The sequence below is a fragment of the Bradyrhizobium sp. KZN70725 genome (assembly GCF_055264925.1).
Window position 1 is genome coordinate 91860 of the sequence record NZ_JBUYWT010000007.1, and the last position, 24166, is coordinate 116025.

General features: G+C 64.9%; 21 protein-coding genes. 9 read left to right on the forward strand and 12 right to left on the reverse strand.

Annotation, left to right across the window (positions count from 1 at the left end; all coding sequences use genetic code 11):
- Positions 1 to 14: 14 nt before the first annotated feature.
- Together ACZBJS_RS09115 and ACZBJS_RS09120 are read left to right on the forward strand one after the other, a co-directional pair.
- Complete coding sequence (locus ACZBJS_RS09115) at positions 15 to 1175, forward strand: ABC transporter substrate-binding protein (RefSeq protein WP_316396025.1); 1161 nt, start codon at positions 15 to 17, stop codon at positions 1173 to 1175.
- A gap of 4 nt (positions 1176 to 1179) precedes the next feature.
- A complete protein-coding gene (locus ACZBJS_RS09120) occupies positions 1180 to 1926 on the forward strand; it encodes an NAD(P)H-dependent oxidoreductase (RefSeq protein WP_316396026.1) in 747 nt (248 codons plus the stop codon).
- A gap of 184 nt (positions 1927 to 2110) precedes the next feature.
- Here ACZBJS_RS09120 and ACZBJS_RS09125 read toward each other — a convergent pair whose 3' ends face one another.
- The 9 genes from ACZBJS_RS09125 to ACZBJS_RS09165 all read right to left on the reverse strand — a co-directional run bounded on the left by ACZBJS_RS09125 (position 2111) and on the right by ACZBJS_RS09165 (position 10860).
- A complete protein-coding gene (locus ACZBJS_RS09125) occupies positions 2111 to 3304 on the reverse strand; it encodes an acyl-CoA dehydrogenase family protein (RefSeq protein WP_092083745.1) in 1194 nt (397 codons plus the stop codon).
- On the reverse strand, positions 3301 to 4236 hold the full coding sequence (locus ACZBJS_RS09130) for an alpha/beta hydrolase (protein WP_316396027.1): 936 nt from the start codon (positions 4234 to 4236) through the stop codon (positions 3301 to 3303). The genes ACZBJS_RS09125 and ACZBJS_RS09130 overlap by 4 nt, the downstream gene beginning before the upstream one ends.
- Before the next feature lies 1 nt (position 4237).
- Entirely contained in the window at positions 4238 to 4987 is a 750-nt protein-coding gene (locus ACZBJS_RS09135) for an SDR family NAD(P)-dependent oxidoreductase (RefSeq protein WP_316396028.1), read from the reverse strand.
- Between the two features lies 1 nt (position 4988).
- Positions 4989 to 5783, reverse strand: a complete 795-nt coding sequence (locus ACZBJS_RS09140; protein WP_316396029.1) for an enoyl-CoA hydratase/isomerase family protein — start codon at positions 5781 to 5783, stop codon at positions 4989 to 4991.
- A gap of 13 nt (positions 5784 to 5796) precedes the next feature.
- A complete protein-coding gene (locus tag ACZBJS_RS09145) occupies positions 5797 to 6294 on the reverse strand; it encodes an aromatic-ring-hydroxylating dioxygenase subunit beta (protein ID WP_038387409.1) in 498 nt (165 codons plus the stop codon).
- Positions 6294 to 7553, reverse strand: coding sequence for an aromatic ring-hydroxylating oxygenase subunit alpha (locus tag ACZBJS_RS09150; protein WP_316396030.1), 1260 nt, complete (start codon positions 7551 to 7553; stop codon positions 6294 to 6296). Before ACZBJS_RS09150 ends, ACZBJS_RS09145 begins: the two co-directional genes overlap by 1 nt.
- Before the next feature lie 186 nt (positions 7554 to 7739).
- Positions 7740 to 8249: a hypothetical protein gene (locus tag ACZBJS_RS09155; protein WP_253587681.1), complete on the reverse strand. Its 510-nt coding sequence runs from the start codon at positions 8247 to 8249 to the stop codon at positions 7740 to 7742.
- Entirely contained in the window at positions 8246 to 9274 is a 1029-nt protein-coding gene (locus ACZBJS_RS09160; protein WP_316396031.1) for a phosphotransferase family protein, read from the reverse strand. Before ACZBJS_RS09160 ends, ACZBJS_RS09155 begins: the two co-directional genes overlap by 4 nt.
- 32 nt (positions 9275 to 9306) lie before the next feature.
- Positions 9307 to 10860, reverse strand: a complete 1554-nt coding sequence (locus tag ACZBJS_RS09165) for an acyl-CoA synthetase (protein WP_076829064.1) — start codon at positions 10858 to 10860, stop codon at positions 9307 to 9309.
- A 202-nt stretch (positions 10861 to 11062) separates the two neighbouring features.
- Between ACZBJS_RS09165 and ACZBJS_RS09170 the strand changes: the two genes are divergently transcribed.
- From ACZBJS_RS09170 to ACZBJS_RS09195, 6 genes are all read left to right on the forward strand, one after another.
- Positions 11063 to 12286: an ABC transporter substrate-binding protein gene (locus ACZBJS_RS09170; RefSeq protein ID WP_463438654.1), complete on the forward strand. Its 1224-nt coding sequence runs from the start codon at positions 11063 to 11065 to the stop codon at positions 12284 to 12286.
- 50 nt (positions 12287 to 12336) lie between these two features.
- Positions 12337 to 13452 carry an Rv3169 family protein gene (locus ACZBJS_RS09175; RefSeq protein WP_463438655.1) on the forward strand — a complete coding sequence of 372 codons (1116 nt, stop codon included), beginning with the start codon at positions 12337 to 12339 and terminating at the stop codon, positions 13450 to 13452.
- A gap of 5 nt (positions 13453 to 13457) precedes the next feature.
- Positions 13458 to 14384, forward strand: coding sequence for an acyl-CoA thioesterase (locus ACZBJS_RS09180; protein WP_316396034.1), 927 nt, complete (start codon positions 13458 to 13460; stop codon positions 14382 to 14384).
- A gap of 103 nt (positions 14385 to 14487) precedes the next feature.
- Positions 14488 to 14826 (forward strand): hypothetical protein, encoded by a 339-nt coding sequence (locus ACZBJS_RS09185; protein WP_316396035.1) that lies wholly within the window; start codon positions 14488 to 14490, stop codon positions 14824 to 14826.
- A 280-nt stretch (positions 14827 to 15106) separates the two neighbouring features.
- Positions 15107 to 17440: a TonB-dependent siderophore receptor gene (locus ACZBJS_RS09190; protein ID WP_463438671.1), complete on the forward strand. Its 2334-nt coding sequence runs from the start codon at positions 15107 to 15109 to the stop codon at positions 17438 to 17440.
- Positions 17440 to 18660: a PepSY-associated TM helix domain-containing protein gene (locus tag ACZBJS_RS09195; protein WP_463438656.1), complete on the forward strand. Its 1221-nt coding sequence runs from the start codon at positions 17440 to 17442 to the stop codon at positions 18658 to 18660. The genes ACZBJS_RS09190 and ACZBJS_RS09195 overlap by 1 nt, the downstream gene beginning before the upstream one ends.
- A gap of 22 nt (positions 18661 to 18682) precedes the next feature.
- Here ACZBJS_RS09195 and ACZBJS_RS09200 read toward each other — a convergent pair whose 3' ends face one another.
- Complete coding sequence (locus ACZBJS_RS09200; RefSeq protein WP_057018866.1) at positions 18683 to 19210, reverse strand: DUF4269 domain-containing protein; 528 nt, start codon at positions 19208 to 19210, stop codon at positions 18683 to 18685.
- Positions 19211 to 19430: 220 nt separating this feature from the next.
- On the reverse strand, positions 19431 to 21068 hold the full coding sequence (locus tag ACZBJS_RS09205; RefSeq protein ID WP_057018867.1) for an isocitrate lyase: 1638 nt from the start codon (positions 21066 to 21068) through the stop codon (positions 19431 to 19433).
- 145 nt (positions 21069 to 21213) lie between these two features.
- Here ACZBJS_RS09205 and ACZBJS_RS09210 point away from each other — a divergent pair, with 145 nt between their 5' ends.
- Positions 21214 to 22647 carry a helix-turn-helix domain-containing protein gene (locus ACZBJS_RS09210; RefSeq protein ID WP_076829069.1) on the forward strand — a complete coding sequence of 478 codons (1434 nt, stop codon included), beginning with the start codon at positions 21214 to 21216 and terminating at the stop codon, positions 22645 to 22647.
- A gap of 9 nt (positions 22648 to 22656) precedes the next feature.
- On the opposite strand, the gene serA is transcribed toward ACZBJS_RS09210, so the two are convergent.
- On the reverse strand, positions 22657 to 23910 hold the full coding sequence (gene serA, locus ACZBJS_RS09215) for a phosphoglycerate dehydrogenase (RefSeq protein WP_316396037.1): 1254 nt from the start codon (positions 23908 to 23910) through the stop codon (positions 22657 to 22659).
- Between the last annotated feature and the right edge of the window lie 256 nt (positions 23911 to 24166).

The window sequence follows — 24166 nt, forward strand, 5'->3', positions numbered from 1 at the left end:
ATGAGGAGGAGACGATGATCAAACACCTGGCGGCGGCCGCGCTGCTGCTTTCCGCGGCCTGTCTCGCGACCGGCCCGGCTGCTGCCGCCGATCCCGGCATCACCGACAGCGAGATCCTCATCGGCGACGTCGAGCCGCTGACCGGCCCGCCGGCGCTGCTGGGCGTCGCCGCCTCGATCGGCCACAAGATCGCGATCGCCGAAGCCAACGCCGCCGGCGGCATCAACGGCCGCAAGATCAAATATGTGCTGGAGGACGACGGCTACGTCACAGCGCGAACCATCCAGGGCGTCAAGAAGGTGATCGACGTCGACAAGGTCTTCGCGATGCTCGGCATCTCCGGTTCGGGCCAGTCGATCGCCGTGATGCCGGTGCTGGAGAAGTCCGGCATCCCGACCGTGATCGACGTCGCGCCGGTCAAATTCCTGTGGGAGCCGGCGCGCAAGAACGTGTTCGTGGTCGGGCAATCCTACGAGGAGGGCATCATCCACCTCGTCAACTTCCTCGCCGACAGGAACCCCGGCAAGAAATGGGGCCTGATCACCCAGGACGACGATTACGGCATCACCGTGCGCGACGGCTTCGATTCCGTGGTCAAGGCCAAGAAGCTGAACGTCGTCTACAGCGGCAACTACAAGAAGGGCCAGCAGGACTTCTCATCCGACATGCTGCAGCTGAAGGATGCCGGCGCCGAAGTATTTTTGGCCGGCGGCATCATCGCCGAGAACATCGCGATGACAAAGGAGCTCGAGAAATTGAACATCAAGCCGGTGACCGGCATCTTCTGGCCCGGCCGCATCGAGCCGGTGCTGAAGCTGATGGGCCCGGCCGGCGACGGCATCTACGCGGTCGACTATGTCGAGCCGTTCGCCGGCGCGGCGGGCAAGGCGTTCCTCGAGAAGGCCAAGCCGCTGGTGTCGGAGGCCGAGTTCAAGGGCATCAACCGCTACACCATGACCGGCTATGCCGCCGCGAAGGTCTTGATCGCGGCGATCGAGCGCTGTGGCAAGCAGCCGACCTGGGCCTGCACCATCTCGGAACTGGAGAAGACCAGGAATGTCGAGACCGGCGTGATGGCGCCGATCAGCTTCGGTCCCGGCGTCCGCTTCTCCAACCAGAAGCTGCAGATCATGCAGGCCGATGCCGCGACGCTCAGCTTCAAGCCGGTGAACTAGAGAGATGAAGGTCCTGATCGTCTTTGCCCATCAGGAGGCGCAGTCGTTCAACGCTGCACTGCTGGCGCGGTCGGTGGCGGAACTGACCGCGCTCGGGCATACGGTCAGGATCTCCGATCTCTACGCCATGCGGTTCAACCCGGTAGCGACCGCCGAAGACTTTGGCGCGCGGCGGTTTCCCGACCGGCTGCAATATGACCGCGAGCAGAAATACAATCTGCAGCACGGGGCGCTCAGCGGCGACATCGCCGCCGAGATCGAGAAGCTGCTGTGGTGCGACCTCCTGATCTTGCAGTTTCCGCTGTGGTGGTTCTCGGTCCCCGCCATCATGAAAGGCTGGATCGACCGCGTGTTCGTCAACGGCGCAATTTACGGCAGCGGCCGCCGCTACGACACCGGCGGCCTTGCCGGCCGCCGCGCCATGGTCGTGACCTCGACCGCCGCCTATCCCGGCATGTGCGCGCCCGACGGGCTGGTCGGTGCGCTCGATGTGGTGCTGTGGCCGATCCAGAACGGCATGCTGGCCTATGCGGGCTGCAAGGTGCTGCCGCCGTTCGTGTCGTATTCAGTGAACTTCGTCGACGAGGCCACGCGGCACCGCTATCTCAACGACTATGCCGAACGGCTGCGGCGGCTCGAGACCACCGAGCCGCTGTTCTTCCACCCGCTCGCGGATTTTGGCGAGGACTGGCGGCTGAAGCCGGGCATTGCGGCGCAGACTGTCGGCCAGGGCGCTCGTGCCCAGAAATGACATGACCCGGACGGAGGTCTGCTCCCTCGCCCCGTTCTTACGGGGAGAGGGTTGGGGTGAGGGGCCGCATCCGCAGACGCGCTGCCAGAAACGCTCGTGGAGACTCCCCCTTACCCGGATCGCATCTCACGATGCGATCCGACCTCTCCCCGCAAGCGGGGCGAGGTAAGAAAGAGCGCCGGCGTCACATCCTTTTCGCCACTTCCTCCAGCATCACCTCGGTGGCGCCGCCGCCGATCGTCAGCACCCGCGCGTCGCGCACCATGCGCTCGATCGGGGTGCCGCGCATGAAGCCTGAGCCGCCGTGCAGTTGCAGGCAGCCATGCACGACCTCGTGCAGCACCTCGGGCGACAGCGCCTTCACCATCGAGACCTCACGCAGGCAATCCTGCCCGGCCGCCGCGAGCTCGGCGGCCTGATAGGCCAGCGCCCGCGCCGCCGCCGCCTTCGCGGCAAGCTGGGCGAGCTTCAGCCGCACGCCCTGCTGATTCCAGAGCGGGCCGCCGAATGCCTGCCGCGTCTTCACGTAATTCGTCGTCAGCTCGATCGCCTTGGCGGATTCGCCCGCGCAGATGCCGCCGATGCAGATGCGCTCGTTCTGGAAGGTCTCCATGATGCCATAGAAGCCCTTGTTCTCCTCGCCGAGCAGGTTTTCCGCCGGCACGCGCACGTCCTGGAACGCGATCTCGGCGGTGTCCGAGCAGAGCCAGCCATGCTTGTCGAGCTTGGTCGCCGTGATGCCCGGCGTGTTGCGCTCGACGATGAACAGCGAGATGCCGCGGCTGCCCTTGGCATGCGGGTCGGTCCGCGCGGCGACGATCAGGATGTCGCCATAGACCGCGTTGGTGATGAACATCTTTGCGCCGTTGATCACCCAGCTGTCGCCGTCGCGCCGCGCCCGCGTCTTGAGGCCTGCGACGTCGGAGCCCGCATCGGGCTCGGTCACCGCGATCGAGCAGACCGTCTCGCCGCGGATAATCGCCGGCAAATACTTCTGCTTCTGTTCCGGCGTACCGCGCAAGGAGATGTGCACCGCCGACATGTCGGTATGCACGAGGATCGACGAGGTGAAACCGCCGAAGCTGGAGCGCCCCAACTCCTCGGCGAATACCATCGAGGCCAGCGGCCCCATGTCGGTGCCGCCATGGTCGACCGCGTGGCGCATGCCGAGAAAGCCGAGCGCGCCCATGCGGCGATAGATCTCGCGCGGGATCTTGCCGTCGCGCTCCCACGCCTCGGCATGCGGCACTACTTCCTTCTCGACGAAGCGGCGCACCTGCTCGCGCAGCATGCGCAGCTCCTCGGGCAGATTGGGCTGCTCCGAAAAGTGGAACTCGGCCTCAGTGAGCTGGCGCGGATCCGACGTCATGACGTTCATTGTGGCGCCCTCTCATGGCCGATGTGAAGATGGTTGCGCAAAAAAGCTGCCAGCGATGCGATCGCCTCGCGCGCCTGCGAAATCTCCGGGAACATCTGGAAGACGTGGATCATGCCGTCCCACACCTGGAGCTTGACGTCGACACCGGCAGCCTGCGCCCGGGCGGCCAGTTCCGTCGCATCGTCGCGCACGGTCTCGCGGTCGCCGACCTGCACCAGCAGCGGCGGCAGACGGGTGAGATCGGCATAAAGCGGCGAGGCCAGCGGATCGCGGACATTGCCGTCCTTGCCAAGGTAGTTCTTCGCCAGCGCCAGGATCATCGCGCGCTGGTGGATCGGATCGGCCTCGGCCCTGCTCTGATAGCTCGCGCCGCTCGCGGTGAGATCGGTCCAGGGCGACATCAGCGCGGCGGCGGCGGGCAGCGGCAAGCCACGGTCGCGCGCCGCCAGCATCGCGCACAGCACGAGATTGCCGCCGGCCGAATCCCCGGCGAAGGCGATATCCGCCGGATGCAGCCCCTGATCGCGCAGATATCGATAGGCAATCAGCGCATCCTCGAGTGCCGCGGGGAAACGATGCTCCGGGGCAAGCCGGTAATTGATCGAGAGCACGCGGCAGCCGGATGCATCGGCGATCCGTGCGGCCAGTTCGCGATGCGACGCGACCGAGCCGATACGGAAACCGCCGCCGTGAAAATAGAGGATCACCTTGTCGCGCGATGCGCCCGTCGGCACGAGCCATTCGCCGTCGACCCCGCCGGCGGCGACCGGTTGGCGCGTCACCGGCACCGAGCAGCCGGCAAAGGCGGCGTCCCAGTCGTCGCGCATCTGCGCCACCGATGTATCGCGGGTCCAGCTGCGATAGATCGCGCGCAAACGCTCGATCGCGCGATCGACCGGCGTGATTGCGATATCGTCGTCCGCGCTGCCCATTTCAGCCGCCGATGCCCATGCCGCCGGAAACGCCGAGCGTCTCTCCGGTGATATAGGCGGCCTGGTCGGAAGCCAGGAACAGCGCGGCAGCCGCGACCTCCTCCGGCTCGCCGAGGCGGCCGAGCAGCGTTGCGCCGGTCATTGCCTGCAGGATCCTGTCGCCGCCCTTTGCCACCGCCTGCTCCAGCATCGGCGTGCGGATCGGTCCCGGCGCCATCGCGTTCGCAGTGATGCCATAGCGTGCATTCTCCCGCGCGATGCTCCGGGTGAACGAGATCACGCCGCCCTTGGCCGCGGAGTAGACCGCGCCGCCCTTTGAGCCGAGCCGCGCCGCTTCCGAGGTAACGTTGATGATGCGGCCAAAGCCCACCGCCTGCATCGCCGGCAACGCGGCGTGGGTGCAGGCCAAGACCGAGGTGAGATTGACCGCGATCAGCCGCGCCCAATCCTCCGCCGTGGTATCGGTGAAGAAGGCATGCTGATCGATGCCGGCATTGTTGACGACAATGTCGAATGGGCCGTCCTGCGCCATCACAGCCTGCACTGCCGTGGCATCGCTGACGTCTAATCCTGCAACGCCGGCGCCGGTCTCGCGCGCCAGCTCCGAGGCCGCGGCGACATCGAGATCGGCGATCACAACCCTGGCGCCCGCGCCGGCAAAGCTGCGCGCGATCGCAGCACCGATGCCCCGCGCGCCGCCGGAGACGAAGGCGCGGCGGCCATCGAGACGTCCGAATGGCAAGCTCGCCACCTCAGCGCCCCGTGAATACAGGCTGGCGCCGCTCGATCACCGCGGCGAGCCCTTCGCGTGCATCGGTCATCCCCGAGAGTTCCGCGACGGTGCGCGCCTCTTCCGACAGGCATTGCTCGATGCTGGTGCCGGTGCCGGCCCAGACCAGCCGCTTGGTCGCCGCCAGCGCCTTCGGCGCGCCGGCCGCAAGCTCGCGGGCCAGCACGAGCGATGCATCGGCGAGCTCGGCATCGGGCACGACCCTGGTGACGATGCCCATCTGCAACGCTTCGGCAGCCGGGATCACCGGGTTGGTCAACAGGATCGACATCGCCCGCCGCAGGCCGACCAGCCGCGACAGTGTAACGGAGACGCCGGCATCCGGCGCCATCGCCACCCGCGTCGCGCCAGCGAGGAACTTTGCCGATTCCGCCGCGATCACGATATCGGAAGCGCAGACCAGGCCGAAGCCGCCGCCGCCCGCCGCAAAGCCCTGCACCGATGATATGACCGGCGCCTCCAGCCGCAGCAATCCAGTCACCGCATTCTGCAGATACGCCGTCGCCTGACGGATATAGTCCGGCAGCTTCTCGCCCTTGGAGGCAAAGGCGCGGACGTCGCCACCGGCGCAGAAATTGGTGCCCTCGCCGCTCAGCAGCACGACGCGCAGATCGGAATGACCATGACAGACCATGATGGCGTCACACAGCGCGCGGAGCAGCTCGACGCTCATGCCGTTGGCCGCATCGGGGCGGTTGAGCCGCAGCCGCGCGATGCCGTCGGTGATGTCGAGCAGAACGGGGCCCTTGTCGATCATGGCGCGTTTTCCTCTAGACCAGGAACGAAAGCGTGTAGATCGCCTTGTCGTTGTTGACGAGGATGACCTTCTTGGCGGCCATCCGCAATTCGCCATCGACATGGCGCAACCGGTATTCATTGCGCGCCGCCCACAGCGTGTCGTCGCGCAGGCTCGATTCGAAAATGAGGCTGTTGCTGGCAACCGCGATGTCGCCGTCGTCAGGCTGCTCATCCATCAATTCGATGTTGGAGATCAGCCGGCGCAAATTCGACTGCGGCGTCTGGGTGAAGTGCTTGCCGGTCATCAGCTGCCGGACGCGCAGCGCGATCCGCGAGCGGTTGTCGTAGATGATCGACATCTGCCGTTCCGGGTCGATGTCGGCACCGTTGGCCGGCACCCAATAGACGCCATCGTCGGTCCAGAGCTTTTCCCAGGCCTCGTATTGATGCTCGTCCTGCAGCCGCGCCTCGCGATAGAGGAAGGCGGTGATGGCGCTCATCAACGTGGCGCTGCTCTCGCGCGACAGCATCAGTTTGGCTCCATCAGCTTGCGATAATGGGTCCAGATGCCGCGCGACGGCACCTCGTCGGTGACGTGGCCGACCGTGAAGCCGAGTTCGTCCTGCCGCTCGCGCTTCTCGCCGCGGCCTAGGAAGATCCACTCGGGATTGCGCGCCAGCACGCCGCGATGGCAGCGCTCGTACATTTCGGAATCGTCCGCGAGCAGGAAACCGGCCGGGCCGACCGAGCCCATGGTCTGCTGGCGCAGCCTTCGGTTCAGATCGGGCGCGCCCTTGAACTGCAGCGCGGTGACGTGCTGCACGCTGTCGTCGACGCCAAGCGGCTGGATCACGAACATCTGGATCTCGGCGATGAACAGGTTCGGGAAGATCATCACATGCGGCGTGCCGTCGATCATGATCTCCCGCGCGGCGGTGTCGCCATGGGCGGCCTTCATGCGCGCCGTGTAGTCCGGCAACCGGTCCTCGCTGGTGCCGAACCAGCTCATCGGCGCGTCGCGCTTGCGGAACTCGGGCCGCAGGTCGATCTCGGTATGGCCGTTGCCGTAGTCGCGCGTCAGCGCGGTCGAGGCTCCGCCATAGAGTTTGCCGATCATGCTGTCGGCGACGCCGAAGATCGAGGTGTGCACGAAGGCCGGGTGATAGCCGTCGCACTCGTTCTCCAGGATGAACTTCCAGTTCGCCTTGACGCGATGCTTGAGGAAGCCCGCCGTGATCTCGACCTCGTTCTCCGGCGAGGTGCGCACCAGGCGATCGATGGTCTCGGCGGCGCCGCCGAGATGCTCCTTCAGCGTCGGGCCATCGGCCGCGAACGAGCCGAACACGAAGCCGCGGTAAGACTCGACGCGCGTCACCCGCCCGAGCGCGAGCTGCGACTTGTCCTGCCCCTCATAGCCGTCGGGGAAGGCATAACCGACCAGGCGGCCGTCATTGGCAAAAGTCCAGGAGTGGAACGGACAGGTGAACGAGCGGGCATTGCCGCGGTCATAGGAGCAGACCTGGTTGCCGCGATGCGAGCAGCGGTTGAGTAGCAGATTGACCTTGCCCTGCTCGTCGCGCGTCATGATCACGGATTGCGGGCCGATCGACTTGACGACGTAGTCGTTGGCGTTCGGGACCTCGCTCTCATGCCCGACATAGACCCAGGTGCGGTACCAGATGTTCTTGAGCTCGGCCTCGAAGATGTCAGGGTCGGTGTAGAGCGATCCGTGCACCCGGTCGGGCCGGATCAGCCGTTCCCATGGCGGGACGCCGGTCATCATGTTCATCGCTCCGTCTCCCTCGCCGGCCGCTTACCGCGGATGTCTATCGGCCATTCAATAATAATCCGAACGACCGTTCGGTGAATTAGTAGCATGAGCGCCATGGACCGGCAAGCTTCTTCGTGAGCGTCGCCGCTGGTCGCGGAAGGCGTGCAACGATGCATCCCGGCGGCGGTCGGCGACGAAACCACGCTAGCCCTGCGCCGCACCACCGTCGCGCTCGCCACCCGCGATCTGCTGCAGCATCGACTTCGGCGTCGTCGCAAGCTCGATCTTGAGCTGGTCGCAAATCGCCCGCCGCAGCAGGCGCTCGATCTCGGTCGCAGCATTGGGATTAGCCGCTCGTGCGTGCTCCCCGCTCGCCCAGAGCAGAAGTTGCCCCAGCCGCCGGTCGCCATCGTCGCGCAATGCCTCGATCGCGGCAACGTCGGACGGGCCGCCCTGGATGCGCGGCGTCGAAGGAACCTCCGGATGCGTCATGCTGCCGGCCAGTCGCTCGACCATCGCGAAAGTATCGTCCTGCAGACGCACTTGCTCGAGCAGCGGCCCGGCCTTCCAGTCGGCTGCGAGCTTCAGCCCGTTCAGCGCGTAGACTGCAGAGAACACCTGCCCGCGAACGAAATCGTCATTGCTGTTCGGCACGACGTGGCTTTGCAGCGCATCGATTATGCCGTCGATCAACCGCTCGAAGGATGCACTCATGCCGCGGCCTCCAATGCGCGCTCGAAGGCCCGCACGATCGAGGGCATCTGGCTTGCCATCACGGCGAGCCGCATGTCGTTGAAGCGATCGACCTCGAAGGCGCGCACCGCGCACATCTGGATCGCTGCCGCCTGATACAGCGCATAGGCCTCGTAGAAGGCGAGGCTCTTGTCCGAGACGGGAATGCCGGAGGCGCGCTGATAGAGATCAATCACCTCCGTGCGCTCGAGCACGCCATAGAGCTTGCGGCTCCTGGCGTTGAAGGTCGGCAGCATCGCCCAGGCCAGATCTTCATGCGGATCGCCCAGGTGCGTGAGCTCCCAATCGAGGATGGCTGTGATCCGCCCCTTGTGCTCGATGAAGTTCCCGATCCGGTAGTCGCCATGCACAATGGTACGGCGCGGCGGCTGCGGACAATTGTCCTGCAGCCAGCGTCCACCCCAGTCGAGCAGCGGATAGTAACGCGCCGTCGGCCGCGCCAGCGAGGCGCGCCAGCCGGCGATGGCGCGGACTTCGGCACGTTCTCCGCTGTGATGCCGCGATGCGAATGGCGTCGCATCCGCGTCGACCCGGTGCAGCGACGCGAGGATCTCGACGAACTGCCGGGCGACCGCGCGCTTGTGGTCCGGATCGAGTTCGCTCGCCGCCCAGGGCGCCGGCACGTCGCCCTCGACATGCGCGCAGATGAAGAACGGAAAGCCGATCTCGGCGCCATCCTGTTCTGATGACACCAACGCCGGCACCGGTACGCCGCTGCCGGCCAGCGACTGCAGCGCATAAACCTGGGGCAGCACCGAGTAAGGCGCAAACAGCCCGCTCGGTGGACCGACGCGCAGGATCAGTTTGCGGTCGCCTTCAGCCGCAGTGCGGGCCACGAACGCATAGGTGATCCAGGAGAAACCCGATGACTTGCGGCCGAAGCCCACAATCTCCGTCCGGCTCCCGGATATCCGCGACAGATGCCGCCCGAGTGCTGGCCGCACCGCGTCGTCATTGACCACGACCGGGCGAACAGGCTCCGGCACATCTTGATGGGATCGTTTCGCAGCCTCCGGCATCAATTGACCGACCTCGTATAGCCCTGCCACTTCTCCTCGCGCAGCGCCGACTTCATGATCTTGCCGGAGCCGGTCAGCGGCAATGGTTCGAGGCGGATATCGACAGAACGCGGGCACTTGTAACCGGCGATCAAGGTGCGGCAGTGCGCGATCACCATTTCGGAATCGAGACTCCTGCCGTCCTTCGGCACCACAATGGCGTGCACCGCTTCGCCCCATTGCGGATCGGGCACCGCGATTACGGCGCATTCCTTGACGTGCTCGTGCTGGAAGATGGCGTTCTCCACCTCGCCGGAATAGACGTTCTCGCCGCCCGAGACGATCATGTCCTTCAGTCGGTCGACGATATAGACAAACCCGTCCTCGTCCATCCAGGCGCCGTCGCCGGTGTGCAGCCATCCGTTGCGCAGCACGCGCGCGCTTTCCTCAGGCTTGCGCCAATAGCCGAGCATCACGCCGGCGCCGCGGATCGCGATCTCGCCCACCGTCCCGCGCGGCACCTCATTGCCCGCGGGATCGATGATGCGGATTTCAACGCCTGGCGCTGCCCGCCCCGCCGATTTGCGCTTGCCCGCCAGCGGCCCTTCCAGCGCGTGATACTCCCACGGCAGGATGGTCGCCAGCGCTGCGCTTTCGGTCATGCCGTAGCCCTGGTGAAAGCGCCAGCTCGGCAGCACGCGCATCAGCTTGACCAGCAGCGCGTCGGGCATCGGCGAGGCGCCATATTCGCAATCCTTGACGCTGCTCAGATCATATGTGCCGAAGGATGGATGATTGAGCATCATGTTGAGCATGGTCGGCACAAACAGGCAGTAATCCACCTTGTGCTCGGCGATGGTCTTCATCGCGAGCTCGGGCTCGAATTTCGCGATGGTCACGTGCGTGCCACCGACCAGGGTCAGCGCGATCATCGGCGAGGTGCCGGCCAGATGGAACATGCCGGCCGAGTGCAGATACCGGGTATCTTCACGGAACCGGAGCGCATAGATCCAGACCAGCGATTCATAGATGATGTTGGCATGTGACAGCATCACGCCCTTGGGAAACCCGGTGGTACCGCCGGTGTAGAAGATGCCCGCGAGATCGTTGTAGGCGCCGGAGGCGTCCTCGATCGGCGCATGCGCTATGAGCTCGTCATAGCTTTGCATACCGTCGGGCACTTGCCCCTCATCGAGATAGACCATTGCGCTGAGTGATTTTGCGCCGCGCAGCGCGGACGCAATCTCGGCGAAGGCCTTGTCGACCAGCAACAGTTTTGGCGTGGAATCGTCAATCGCATAGGCGTTCTCGGCGACCGCCCAGCGTGTGTTGAGCGGCACCGCGACCGCGCCGGCCCAGGCGACGGCATAGAGCGCCTCGATATAGAGGTCGCTGTTGTGCGCGAGGATGGCGACGCGATCGCCGGCATCGACGCCGAGCCGTCGCAGCCCGCCCGCGGCACAGGCGACGCGATGGCCGATCTCCTTCCAGCTCCGCGACCGTCCGGCGTGGATGGTGCCGGGTGCGTCCTTGCGCAATTGCACCGCCGCGATCAGCGCCTGCGTCAGCTTCATGTTTCCTCCACACCGTCATGCGGCCGCGCACGCCTGCGGATGTTTCCGTCACGCATGAGGCCGATACGCCGTCCGTAGATTCCAGTTGATAATCCGGACAGACGGTCTATTATTGCATAGCCGATGCGAGGGGTAAAGCCTTTCAAGGCTTCCATCGCCGGATCAACCAGCCCCGCAAAAGAGGGCGTCATGGGAGGGGAAGATGCGGAAGCCAATCGTCACGCTTGCGGTGTGGGCGTTCGCGCTCACCGGCGCGCTCGGAACGGCGAATGCCCAGAAGGCCTATGGCCCGGGGGTCAGTGACAGCGAGATCCTGCTCGGCGCCAACGCGCCCTACAGCGGACCGGCATCGATCTATGCGAGCTTCCCGAAAACCATGCTCGCCTATTTCACGATGCTGAACGAGAAAGGCGGCATCAATGGCCGCCACATCAACTTCCTGACCCGCGACGACGCCTATAGCCCGCCCAAGACCGTCGAAGTGACGCGCGCGCTGGTCGAGAACGACAAGGTGCTCGCGATCATGGCGCCGTTCGGCACGCCGACCAACGCCGCGATCCAGAAATATCTCAACAGCAACGGCGTTCCGCATCTGCTGGTGCAGAGCGGCGGTACGCGGTGGAACGATCCAAAGCAGTTTCCCTGGACAACGCCTTACTCGCCGACCTATGTCAACGAGTCGCGGATCATCGCGCGTTACGTCCTGCGCGAGAAGCCGGACGCCAGGATCGGCGTGCTGCTGCAGGCCGACGACATCGGCAAGGACTTTGTCCTTGGCCTGAAGGAAGGGCTCGGTGCCATGGCCGAGACGATGATCGTCAAGGAGGCGATGTATCAGTCGACCGAGCCCACCATCGACTCCCAGATCGTGAACCTGAAGGCATCGGGCGCCGACACCATCCTGATCGCCGCGCAGAACAAGTTCGCCTCGATGGCGATCCGCAAGATCCACGAGCTCGGCTGGAAACCGCTGATCTTCCTCGGCTCGACCGCGAATTCGATCGCCGGCGTGCTGGTGCCGGCAGGCATCGAGGCCTCCACCGGCATCCTGACCACGACTTCCTACAAGACGCCGAACGATCCGGCCTGGGCCAATGACAAGGGCATGACCGACTATCTCGCCTTCGCCGCGAAATATATGCCGGGGATGGACCCGAACGACGTGATCGCGGTGACCGGCTACACCACCGCCCAGCTCGGCGCCATCATCCTGCAGCGCTGCGGCGACAATCTCACGCGCGAGAACGTGCTGAAGCAGGCCACCAGTCTCAGCGGCATCGAGCTGCCGATGCTGCTCCCGGGCATCACGATCCAGACCACGCCGCAGGACTACGCAGCGATTACCGAGCGCCGTTTCGCCCGCTTCGACGGCAAGACCTGGGTGCTGTTCGGCGACATCGTGGGCGCCGGCCCGGCCAAGGACTGATCCCGCGCTACCCATCCGACCGAACCGGCTCAAACACAAGGACAAGAACAATGCTGACAGCCCAGGACGATCTCATCGGCCACCAGACGCCGCAGCCGTTTGCCAAGGCAGGCGGCGGCGATGCAAGGTTCACCGAACGCTACTGGTACACCGCGCATCCGATCGACGGCAGCGAACTGCTGATCGACATCGGGCTCGGCTATTACCCGAACCGCAACGTGATCGACGGCTTTGCCGGCATCACCATCGGCCGGCGTCAGCACAATTTCCGTGCCTCGCGCCGGCTCGGGACCCGTCCGCTGGAGACGGAAGTCGGCGGGCTCAGGATCGAGATCGTTGAGGGGAACAGCCTGCATAGGATCTCGCTCGCCGACAATCCGTCCGGCATCAGCTTCGCGCTCGAATTCAAGGCGAGCTTTCCGGCGGCGCAGGAGAAGCAGAATTTTCGCGAGCGCAACGGTGTCGTCGAGGAAGACCTCGCGCGCGTCTCGCAATTCGGCCGCTGGCGCGGCTGGATCGTCGCCGACGGCAAGCGTTACGAGATCGAGCCCGAGCTGTGGTGGGGGCAGCGCGACCGCTCCTGGGGCCTGCGATCCGAGATGCGCACCGACGAGACCAGGCCGCCGGTCGCGACCCATCGCAATTTCTTCTGGACCTGGTCGATGTTCCAGTTCCCGGAGTCGGCGCTATCGATCTTCATCAAGGAGCGCGCGCCGGGCAAGCCGCATTACCTCTCGGGCACCGAGTTCCACCGCGAAGCCGACGGATCGGTGTCGCATCGCGAGGTGACCTCGCTGGAGCACGAGATCGAGTGGGCTGACGATCCGCTCGGTCAGACCATCGCGATGGCCGATTTCACCTTCGCTTTCGATCGCGGTGAGCCGCGCCATATCAGGATGCACGGACTGCGGACCCGCTTCTATCTCAAGGCCGGCATGTATGGCGGCCTGCAAGGCTGGACCCATGGCGACGACCGCGGCGAGAGCCATGCCGGGCACGACATCTGGAACCTCGACGATACGGCGACGCGCGCCATCGCACGGACGCTGTCGGATCATGTCGTCCGGCTCGAGAGCGGCAACGAGACCGGATTTGGCATCAGCGAATACGGTGTCGCCGCCGGCTATCCGCTCTATCCCGGACCACAGAAATTCCCAGCGATGTGATCGGAATGGACCGGCAACGCAAGCGCGTCGCGGAAGGAAGCGAATTCACTTGCGATCAATGGGACAATCAGGCAGCCGAGGCGCTGGTCTCGCTCGAGACGATCGCCCCGCTCCGCTATCGCAGCCGCTTCGGCGACGGCAATCTCAATGGCCGGTCCTATGGCGGCCAGATCCTTGGCCAGGCGATGATGGCCGCGACCCTCAGCGCGCCCGAAGATCGTCCCGCCGCGATGCTGCAGCTCCTGTTCCTGCGCGGTGCCGATCCCGGCCGCCGCATCACGTTCGACGCGCAGGTCCTGCAGGACGGTAAGCGGTTCTCCTCACGCCACGTCGTGGGCAGCCAGGGCAACGGGCGCACGGTCCTGAGCGCGCAGGCCACGTTCTGCGCAGCGCAACCGGGTCCGCGGCACGCAGCGCCATTCACCCCCTCAGAGGATCCGGAAAGCCTGCCCGATCTGACCATGATCCCCGACGGGCTGATGGCGCAGTTGCGACCGCTCGGTCCTTATTCCCAGCACATCAAGCCCAGCATGGATTTCCGCATCCCCGAGATCGAACGTCAGCTCTCGGCCGCGACGGCAGAGCCGCGACTGCGCTTCTGGATCAGATCCAGGCAGCCGCTCACCACTGCTTCTCGCGCCCAGGCCGCGGTGTTCGCCTATCTCTCGGACTGGTGGCTCAACTTCTCCAGCGTCGGCGGCCATCTCGGCGATCTGCAGTCGCGCGCGCCACTCTATCTGTCGAGCCTCAACCATTGCATCTGGTTTCATCGCACATTTTCGCCTGACGCCTGGATGCATGTCGAAACCGAGAGCCTATGCGCGGATGGCGGCCGCGGGCTGTCGATCGCGCGCGTCCACGACCGTGACGGCGCGATGCTCGCCACCGCAATCCAAGAGACGCTGATGGTCCATCCAGAGGGCGATGCGTAGACGCCACGACGGTTGAGCTGATGCCGCGATCGCGGCTTAGTTGCAGTGCCGAGCTACGGCAAGTTCCACCCGGTGTTGAATCCTGGCAACACCGGCCAACAAAATGAACAAACGTTCAGCTCAGCTCGATCGCGACCACGACTGTGCCGCATCCCTGTCAAATCCTGCCTGCGGGTGGCGCAACAAAAACACTTTGGGGAAAACCTACATGCAGCAGGCACCGCTGGCCGCACGGAGTGCGGAATCGTCTGGATATGTTCTCTACTTCCAGCTCGCCAGCAACGGCACGAGGCGCGCGTGCAGTCTGACGATCCAGGCGGAAAGCGCCAACGAGGCGGCGCGGATCTTTCGCGAGAACTGGGGCACGATCGAATCCATGGCCCGCGACGGCGTGAGCACGGGAGTGGTCGGCAAGACGCCGGTCAGCCTGGCGTTGTCGTGAGGCGCATCGCGCGGCCTACGGCAAACCGTACACCTGAGATGTGACAGGACGACGGCTGCAGCCTTAGGCGACGATCGCACGGCCATTTGACGCGCAGACGCGACAAGCAGGTCACGAGGTTCAGGGCTCGCGCACACGCGCGAGCCCTGTCGTGTCTTAGAATGATTCAAATCCATTCCGGTTAGAGAGATTCAAGTCTGCTCCGGTTCTTTTCGCGCACGCCGACTGCTAGAGGCGCGCCGTGAACGAGTTCGCGTGAATCGGAAGTCCAAGAGTGCCTGTGAATGCTGATGGCCGGGTTGTCGGCGACCGTCGAAATGCCGCCGACAAGGGCCGTACCCATCTGCTGATCGGCGCAGCATTCCTGCTCGCCGATGTCGCCTCCCCGGCAACGCCGGCAAACGCCCAATCGAGCGTCCCGTTGCCGCCTGTTTCGGTCGACCAACCGACGCCGAAGCGCAAGCCGGCTGCCGCCGCGGCAAAGCCGGCGCAGCGAACGCTGGCGGCCGCCGCGGCACGGCAGCGCAGCCGGAATGCCCAACCGGCGCCGCCGACACCGTCGGAGCGCGCGGCAGCTGCCGCCGCGGCGCTCAACGAAGCCAAGCTGCACTACCGCGCGATGCCAAGCCCAACCACGCTGCGCAGCGGCGCCTCGCCGCTGGACACCTCGCAGACGGTCAACGTTGTGCCCGAGCAGGTGCTGAAGGATCAGCTGCCGCGCAACCTCGACGATGCGCTCGCCAATGTCAGCGGCGTCACCCAGGCCAATACGCTGGCCGGCACCCAGGATGCGGTGATGCGCCGCGGCTTCGGCGACAACCGCGACGGCTCGATCATGCGCAACGGCATGCCGCTGGTGCAGGGCCGCAGCCTCAACGCAGCGGTCGAAAGCGTCGAGGTGCTGAAGGGCCCGGCGTCGCTGCTGTACGGCATCATGGATCCCGGCGGCATCGTCAACACGATCAGCAAGCGCCCCGAGCTCTACCAGCATGGTTCGGTGACCCTGCTCGGCTCGACCTATGCCAACTCCAGGACCGGAGCCGACGGCACCATCGACATCACCGGCCCGATCGGCGATGGCGGACTCGCCTATCGCTTTATCGGCTATGGCGTGAGCGAGGATTACTGGCGCAATTTCGGGCGCCATCGCGAAATGCTGGTCGCACCGTCGCTGGCCTGGTACGGCGAGAACACCACCGTCCAGCTCAACTACGAGCACCGCGAATTCATCACGCCGTTCGACCGCGGCACCGCATTCGATTCCGTGACCAAGGCGCCGCTGGCGATCCCGGCGACGCGCCGGCTCGACGAGCCCTTCAACAACATGTGGGGCACCTCCGACCTGATGCAGGCGTCGGTCGAGCACCGGCTGAACCAGGACTGGAAGCTGTTCGCGGCCTACAGCTACAACACCGAGACCTTCAGCGCCAACCAGCTTCGCATCACCGGCGTCAACGCCAAGACCGGCGTCGAGACCCGCAGCAATGACGGCACATGGGGCTCGCTCAGCAATGCCAGCTACGGCACCTCCTATCTGCAGGGCAATGTCTGGCTCGGCAACATTCGCAACGAGGTGCTGTTCGGCGGTGACGGCCAGTACCGCACGATCTACCGCGACGACCTGATCCGGCAGGCGACGCCGAGCTTCAACTTCTACAATCCGATCTATGGGCTGATCACGCCGGGGACGACGGTGTCCGCCGCCGATAGCGCGCAGACCGACAAGCTCGGCCAGTGGTCGCTGTTCTTCCAGGACACGCTGCATCTGACCGAGCGCTTCGCGCTGGTCGGCGGCGTACGATACATGGATTACGACCAGCTCGCCGGCAGGGGCCGCCCGTTCATCACCAATACCAATGTCTCGGCCGACAAGGTGCTGCCGCTCGGCGGCGCCATCTTCAAGCTCACCGACCAGGTCTCGCTTTATGCGAGCTACACGCAATCGCTGAAACCCACCTCGACCATCGCGCCGCTTACCGGCGGCGTCGTGATCGGGTCCAACATCGCGCCCGAAGAGGGCACCCAGTGGGAGACCGGCGTCAAGTTCGACTTCAACAAACAGATCTCCGGCACACTTGCGCTCTACGACATCGACAAGAAGAACGTGTTGGTTTCGCAGCTCAACGCCACGACTGGTATCGTCGAGTACCGTACGGCAGGCAAGGTTCGCTCGCGCGGCGTCGAACTCGACGTCACCGGCAGGCTGACTGACAATTGGAGCATGATCGGCAGCTATGGCTATACCGACGCACGCGTAACCGAGGACCCGACGCTCGCCGGCAAGGCCCTGCAGAACGTCGCGCTGAACACCGCATCGCTCTACCTCGTCTATGATTTCGGCACCACCCTGCCCGGCCGACTTCGCCTCGGCGGCGGCGCGCGCTATGTCGGCGACCGGCCGGGCGATGCCGCGAACAGCTTCGTGCTGCCGGCCTACACGGTCGCTGACGTGTTTGCGACCTACGAGACCAAGGTCCAGTCGTTCCCGGTCATCTACCAGTTCAACGTCAAGAACCTGTTCGACACGGTCTACTACCCTTCGGCCAACAGCATCCTGACGGTCGCGATGGGCGACGCGCGGCGCTTCTCGCTCTCGGCGACGGTGAAATTCTGATGAGTGACGTTTGGCGCCCAATCAAGGCTGCGCTGCTGCAGGTCCATTCCCTGGTTGGCCTCGTGCTGGCGCTGCTGTGGGCCGTGGTCGGCCTCACCGGCGCGACGATGGCCTTTGAGGATGAGATCGAGGCCAGCCTGAACAGTCGGATGATGCGCGTCGAGGCCAGTGCGGCCCGGCGGCTCACGCCGGACGAGTTGATCGCGCGGCTGGCGGCGGCTGGCGATTTCGGCAAGGTCTCGGCCGTGACGATGTCGAGCGATCCATCGGCCGCGCACCGCATCCGTTTTGCTCGCAGCGAAGGCGGCACGCGGCCGTCCTCGGTCTATGTCGACCCCTATGATGGGCACGTGCTCGGCTCGCCGCGCGGCGAGGACTTTTTCGCAACCGTCCGCAAGCTGCATCGCTGGCTGCTGTTGCCGGGCGACGGCAATGGCATCGGCCGCAAGATCACCGGCTCAGCCGCGATCTGCCTGATCGTGATGCTGATCACCGGCCTCGTGCTGCGCTGGCCGCGTCGTGCGCGCAGCGTCAAGATGTGGCTGAAGCCGAATCTGGGACTGCGCGGCCGCGGCCTGTATCGCTCGCTGCACGCCGTGATCGGGACCTGGGTGCTGCCGGTCTATCTGGTGATGACGCTGACCGGCCTGTGGTACTCGTTCGAGTGGTACAAGGCCGGCGCCAACTGGCTGTTCGCGCGGCCTCAGGCCACAGCCGCGGCGAACGCGATGCAGCCCAAACCGCCGCGCGGCGGCGCGGCTGCAGAGAGCAAGGGTGAAGCCAAGACCGAAACCAACGCCGAGGCAAAGCCGCTTGCCTTCGATCACGTCTGGTCGGCGTTCCTGCAGCAGGAGAACAACAGTTACGGAAGGGTCCTCCTGACCATGCCGGCCGGCGCGGGCACGGCCGTGCGCGTGCGGTCATGGCCGCGGGACTCGTCGCGCGAGGCCGTGCGTGACGAATTCCGTATCGATGCCCTCACCGGCCGCGTCGTCTCATCGGATCGCTACTCCGACAAGACGTTTGGCGAACGCGTCCTCGCCAGCGTGCTCGACATCCACCGCGGCGCCATCCTGGGATGGCCCGGCAAGCTCGCCTTCATGCTGGCCGCCGCCATGATGCCGCTATTCGCCGTGACCGGCCTGCTGCTTTATCTGTCCCGTCGCAGGCACCGGCGGCTCGCGCGGCAGCCGGTCGGCCACCTCGTTCCGGGCGAATGAAGCCGTTCTATCAATTTGTCGCTCAGCCGAAATCGCACGCCGCGAGCCGGGCACGTAACTCGGCGTCCGTTTCGGCCGCGAGCTCAAGCAATCCACGATAGGGATCGCCCGATATCCCGAGCACGGTAGCGAACGCAGGCTCGGTCTTGAGACCGCCCGCCCTCAATTCCCTGACGGCTCGCCGCAGCCCTCCATCATCAAGCGCAAGCAGCCGCCGTTCGACCTCGAAATGGATCCAGCCTCGTTGTTGCTCCACCGGACGCAGATCACCGTACAGTTCGAACGGCCAGCCGTCGCACACAAAGCGCGCAATCACCGGCCGCGTTCCCGAGGTCCACCGGAAGAGGACGAAATCATCGCACGCTTGATAGTGAGCCCAAACGATGTCCGCGAATGCGTTCGGGTCGGACGCATGGCAGACGATATCGATGTCGCTGCCGGGCACGGCGAGGCCGAGCGGCAGCGTTCCGACGATACGGGGATCGAACGGCTTCAGCAGTTCCATCACGGCGGAGCTGGTGACGGCGGATGCGTAGTGCCCGACAGTCATCGCGTGGCATGCCCTCAAGATCGCAGCGACGCATTACCACACGGGCGTGGAACGCGCGAACCTCTGCAAATGGCGGGCTCGAGGGGAAGCGGGCCTAAAAAAGTCGCGGGGCGATCTCGACCGCGTTACCGTGGTCGAAAATCGCCCCGCCAAGGCGGACAGGCAAGGCTGCTCGCGCGCCAGCCTGTCCAGCCGATGTCGGAATGATCCGTTCGATCGATCAGCCGAACTGGTTCATCGTGTTGTGGGCGCCACCCGCCTTGAGGGCAGCCTCACCGGCGAAGTACTCCTTGTGATCGTCGCCGATGTCGGAGCCCGCCATGTTCTGATGCTTGACGCAGGCGATGCCCTGACGGATCTCCGCGCGCTGCACGTTCTTGACGTATCCAAGCATGCCCTGCTCGCCGAAATACTCCCTCGCGAGATTGTCGGTCGACAGCGCAGCCGTGTGATAGGTCGGCAGCGTGATCAGATGATGGAAGATGCCGGCGCGCTTGGCCGAATCCGCCTGGAAGGTACGGATGCGCTCGTCGGCTTCCTTCGCCAGCGGCGTGTCGTCGTACTCCGCCTTCATCAGCTCGGCGCGGTTATACTTGCTGACGTCCTGGCCGGCTTCCTTCATCGCGTCATAGACCTGCCAACGGAAGTTGAGGGTCCAGTTGAACGACGGCGAGTTGTTGTAGGCCAGCTTCGCATTCGGAATGACCTTGCGGATGCGATCGACCATGCTGGCGATCTGCTCGATATGCGGCTTCTCGGTCTCGATCCACAAGAGGTCGGCGCCGTTCTGCAGCGAGGTGATGCAGTCGAGCACGCAGCGATCTGCACCGGTGCCGGGACGGAACTGGTAGAGGTTGCTGGGCAGACGCTTCGGACGCATCATCTTGCCGTTCTGGTTGATGATGACGTCGCCGTTGCGTGCGTTGGCGGCCGTCACTTCCTCGCAATCAAGGAAGCTGTTGTACTGGTCGCCGATGTCGCCGGGCTTGTGGCTCACGGCGATCTGCTGGGTCAGGCCGGCGCCGAGCGAGTCGGTGCGGGTCACGATGATGCCGTCTTCGACGCCGAGCTCGAGGAACGCATGGCGGCAGGCGCGGATCTTCGCGATGAACACCTCGTGCGGCACGGTCACCTTGCCGTCCTGGTGGCCGCACTGCTTCTCGTCGGAGACCTGGTTCTCGATCTGCAGGGCGCAGGCGCCCGCCTCGATCATCTTCTTGGCGAGCAGATAGGTCGCCTCGGCATTGCCGAAGCCGGCGTCGATGTCGGCGATGACCGGCACGACGTGGGTCTGGAAGTTGTCGATCTTCTCGATCAGCGCCTTTTCCTTGGCCTTGTCGCCTTCCTTGCGGGCCGCATCGAGCGCGCGGAAGATATCGTTCAACTCACGCGAATCCGCCTGACGCAGGAAGGTGTAGAGCTCCTCGATCAGGGCCGGCACCGAGGTCTTCTCGTGCATCGACTGATCCGGCAGCGGGCCGAACTCGGAGCGCAGCGCCGCGATCATCCAGCCGGAAAGATACAGATAGCGGCGGTCGGTATTGCCGAAGTGCTTCTTGACCGAGATCAGCTTCTGCTGGGCGATGAAGCCGTGCCAGCAGCCGAGCGACTGGGTGTACTTGGTGCTGTCGGCGTCATAGGCCGCCATGTCGGCGCGCATCAGCGCAGCCGTGTAACGGGCGACATCCAGACCGGTCTTGAAGCGGTTCTGCAGGCGCATCCGCGCCACGGCTTCGGCGGTGACGCCGTTCCAGGTGTCCTTGCCCTTGAGCAGCGCTTCGGCCGCCTCGATCTCGCTCTGATACGAAGCCGGTCCCTGGATGGCCCGGTCGCTGATCCCGCGCGGTTGGAAGTTCATGTCCGTGATCCCTTCGGTGACGAAATAACTGCACCGTTTGTGACGCGCGGCGTCATCGGGAGCTAGACCTGGCGCGGAAAACTTGTCATAACTTACAAGAAACCGATGTATTGTTGTAATAACCTTACAAACCTTGGATAAGGCGATGGTAACCTCAAGCGCCCGTTCCGTTTTCATGGGCCCGCGGCTACGCCGGCTGCGGCGCGACCTCGGGCTGACCCAGGCCGACATGGCCGCCGATCTCGAAATCTCGGCCCCCTATGTGGCGCTGCTGGAACGCAATCAGCGCCCGGTGACGGCCGACATGCTGCTGCGGCTTGCCCGCACCTACAAGATCGATCTGGCTGATCTCGCTGGCGATGGCGGTGCCGATCACACCGCCCGCATGCAGTCCGTCTTGAAGGAGCCGATGTTTGCCGACATCGACATCCCCGCGCTCGAGGTCAGCGACCTCGCGGTCAGCTATCCCGGAATGACCGAGGCGTTCCTGCGCCTCTACACCGCCTATCGCGAAGAGCAGCTGGCGCTTGCGGAGCGCAGGGCTCCGGACATGGCGATCGCTTCACCGGGCCAGGAGAACTTTGACGCCAACGATCCCGTTGCGGAGGTCCGACGTTTTCTCGCCGCGCGCCGCAACAATTTTGCCAGCCTCGACGATGCCGCCGAGCGGCTCGTCCACGAACCTGCCGGGCCCGCCGGATTTATCGAGCGGCTTCGGGAGCGACATAAACTCCAGGTCCGCTATCTGCCGCCGAACGTCATGCTGGGTTCGATCAGGCGACTGGACCTTCATCGCAGACAATTGCTGCTGGAGGACTCGCTCGATACCGCGGGCCTCAATTTTCAGCTGGCCAAGCAACTTGCCTATCTGGAACTGGAAAACGAGATCGGCGCCGCCGTCGAAGCCGGCAAGTTCACGACCAAAAGCGCCGAGCTGCTGGCACGCCGTGCGCTTGCGGCCTACGCCGCCGCCGCACTCATCATGCCGTATTCGGTGTTCGCGAAAGCGGTCGAGGCCCGCCGCTACGATCTGGAGGCGCTGGCGCGTCAATTCGGCACCAGCTTCGAGCAGGTCGCGCACCGTGTCACGACCCTGCAACGGCCGGGTCTCGAAAAGGTCCCGTTCTTCCTGATCCGGGTCGATCCGGCCGGCAACATTTCCAAGCTGCTTGACGGCGCCGGCTTTCCGTTTGCAAAGCACGGCGGTGCATGTCCGCTATGGTCAGTGCACGACATCTTCAAGACGCCGCGCCAGATCGTCACCCAATGGCTGGAACTGCCCGACGGACAGCGGTTCTTTTCGATCGCCCGCACCGTGACCGCCGGCGGCGGCGCGTTCGGCGCCATCCGCGTCGAGCGGGCGATCGCGATCGGCTGCGCCGCCGAACATGCGGGCCAGTTGATCTACACGCGCGACGGACAGGGACCGAATGCCGACGAGCCGACGCCGATCGGCGTCGCATGCCGGGTCTGCCATCGGCCGAGATGCGCGGCGCGGTCGGCGCCGCCGATCGGACGCGAGATTCTTCCGGACGATTTCAGGACCTCGAGCGTGCCGTTCGGCTTCTCGGCGGATTGACGAAGTCGATCACCCCTGCGGCCGGTTCGCGTCGTACAGCACCCGCACGCGGATCGTGCCGTCAATGGCTTTCAAATCGGCCAGCAGTCCCTCGCCCTCGCCGCCGACCACGTCGGTCTCGAGCACGACATAGCCGACTTCCGGATCGGTCTGCAGATATTGCGCCAGGATATTGATCCCGTGCCGGGAGACCGCGTCGTTGACCTGGCGCATGACGCCGGGAACGTTGCGATGAACATGGATGAAACGGGTGCCGGTCGGTCGCGCCGGCAATTGCACCTGCGGAAAATTGACCGCGCCGAAGGTCGACCCGACATCGGAATAGTCGATCAGCTTGCGCGCAACTTCGCCGCCGATCCGATCCTGCGCTTCTTCCGTCGAACCGCCGACATGCGGCGTGAGGATGACGTTGGGGAGACCTTGCAGCGGCGAGACAAAGCGCGCCTCGTTCGACACCGGCTCGACCGGAAACACGTCGACCGCAGCACCCGCCAGCCGGCCCTCGCGCAGCGCGCTCGCCAGCGCATCGAGATCGACCACGGTGCCGCGCGAGTTGTTGATCAGATAGGCCTCAGGCTTCATCAGCTGGAGCTGGGCGGCGCCGATCATGTTGGCGGTGGCCGGCGTCTCCGGCACATGCAGCGATACGACGTCGCTGGCTGCGAGCAACGCGTCGAGCGATTCGGCGGGCTCGGTATTGCCATGGCGGAGCTTGTCGGTCTGATCAAAATAGATCACGCGCATGCCCATGGCTTCGGCGAGGTTCGACAGCTGCGAGCCGATGTTGCCGTAGCCGACGATGCCGAGCGTCTTGCCGCGCACCTCGCGGCTGCCTTCGGCGGACTTGTCCCAGCCGCCGGCATGTGCGGAGACCGAACGCGGAAAGATCCGGCGGAACAGCATCACGATCTCGGCGATGGTCAGCTCCGCCACACTGCGGGTGTTGGAGTATGGCGCGTTGAATACGGGGATTCCCAGCTTCCGCGCGGCGTCGAGATCCACCTGATTGGTGCCGACCGAAAAGCAGCCGACAACGAGCAATCGGTCGGCGGCCTCCAGGATGTCCGCGGTCAACTGGGTCCGCGAGCGAATTCCCAGCATGTGGATGCCCGACAGCGCCTGCCTGAGTTCTTTTGGTCCCAGCGCCTTGGGCAGACGCTGCAGCTCGGTATAGCCGTTCGCCTCAAACATCCGGGCCGCGGATTCGTTCACGCCCTCCAGCAGCAGCACGCGTATTTTGGTCTTGGGAAGCGACAGCATCATCGAGATCCGGATTCGTAAGGTTCGGGCAGATCCTGCCACGAGCGCAGTTTCGACGGATCGCGTGATAGCATGGAAAACGGTCGCGTCAGAAGCCGCCGTGGGCTGCCCGCTCTGCGATTCCCGATGAAGCCTCTCGATCCGCGCATCCAGGCGCGGAGCGGGAACCCGTTCAGTCAAAGATCCTGGCCAATTCGCCCCAGAAGCCGCGTTTGCGGCTCCTGGGGCGCTCGAACGCCTGCTCCGGCTCACGGGCCGG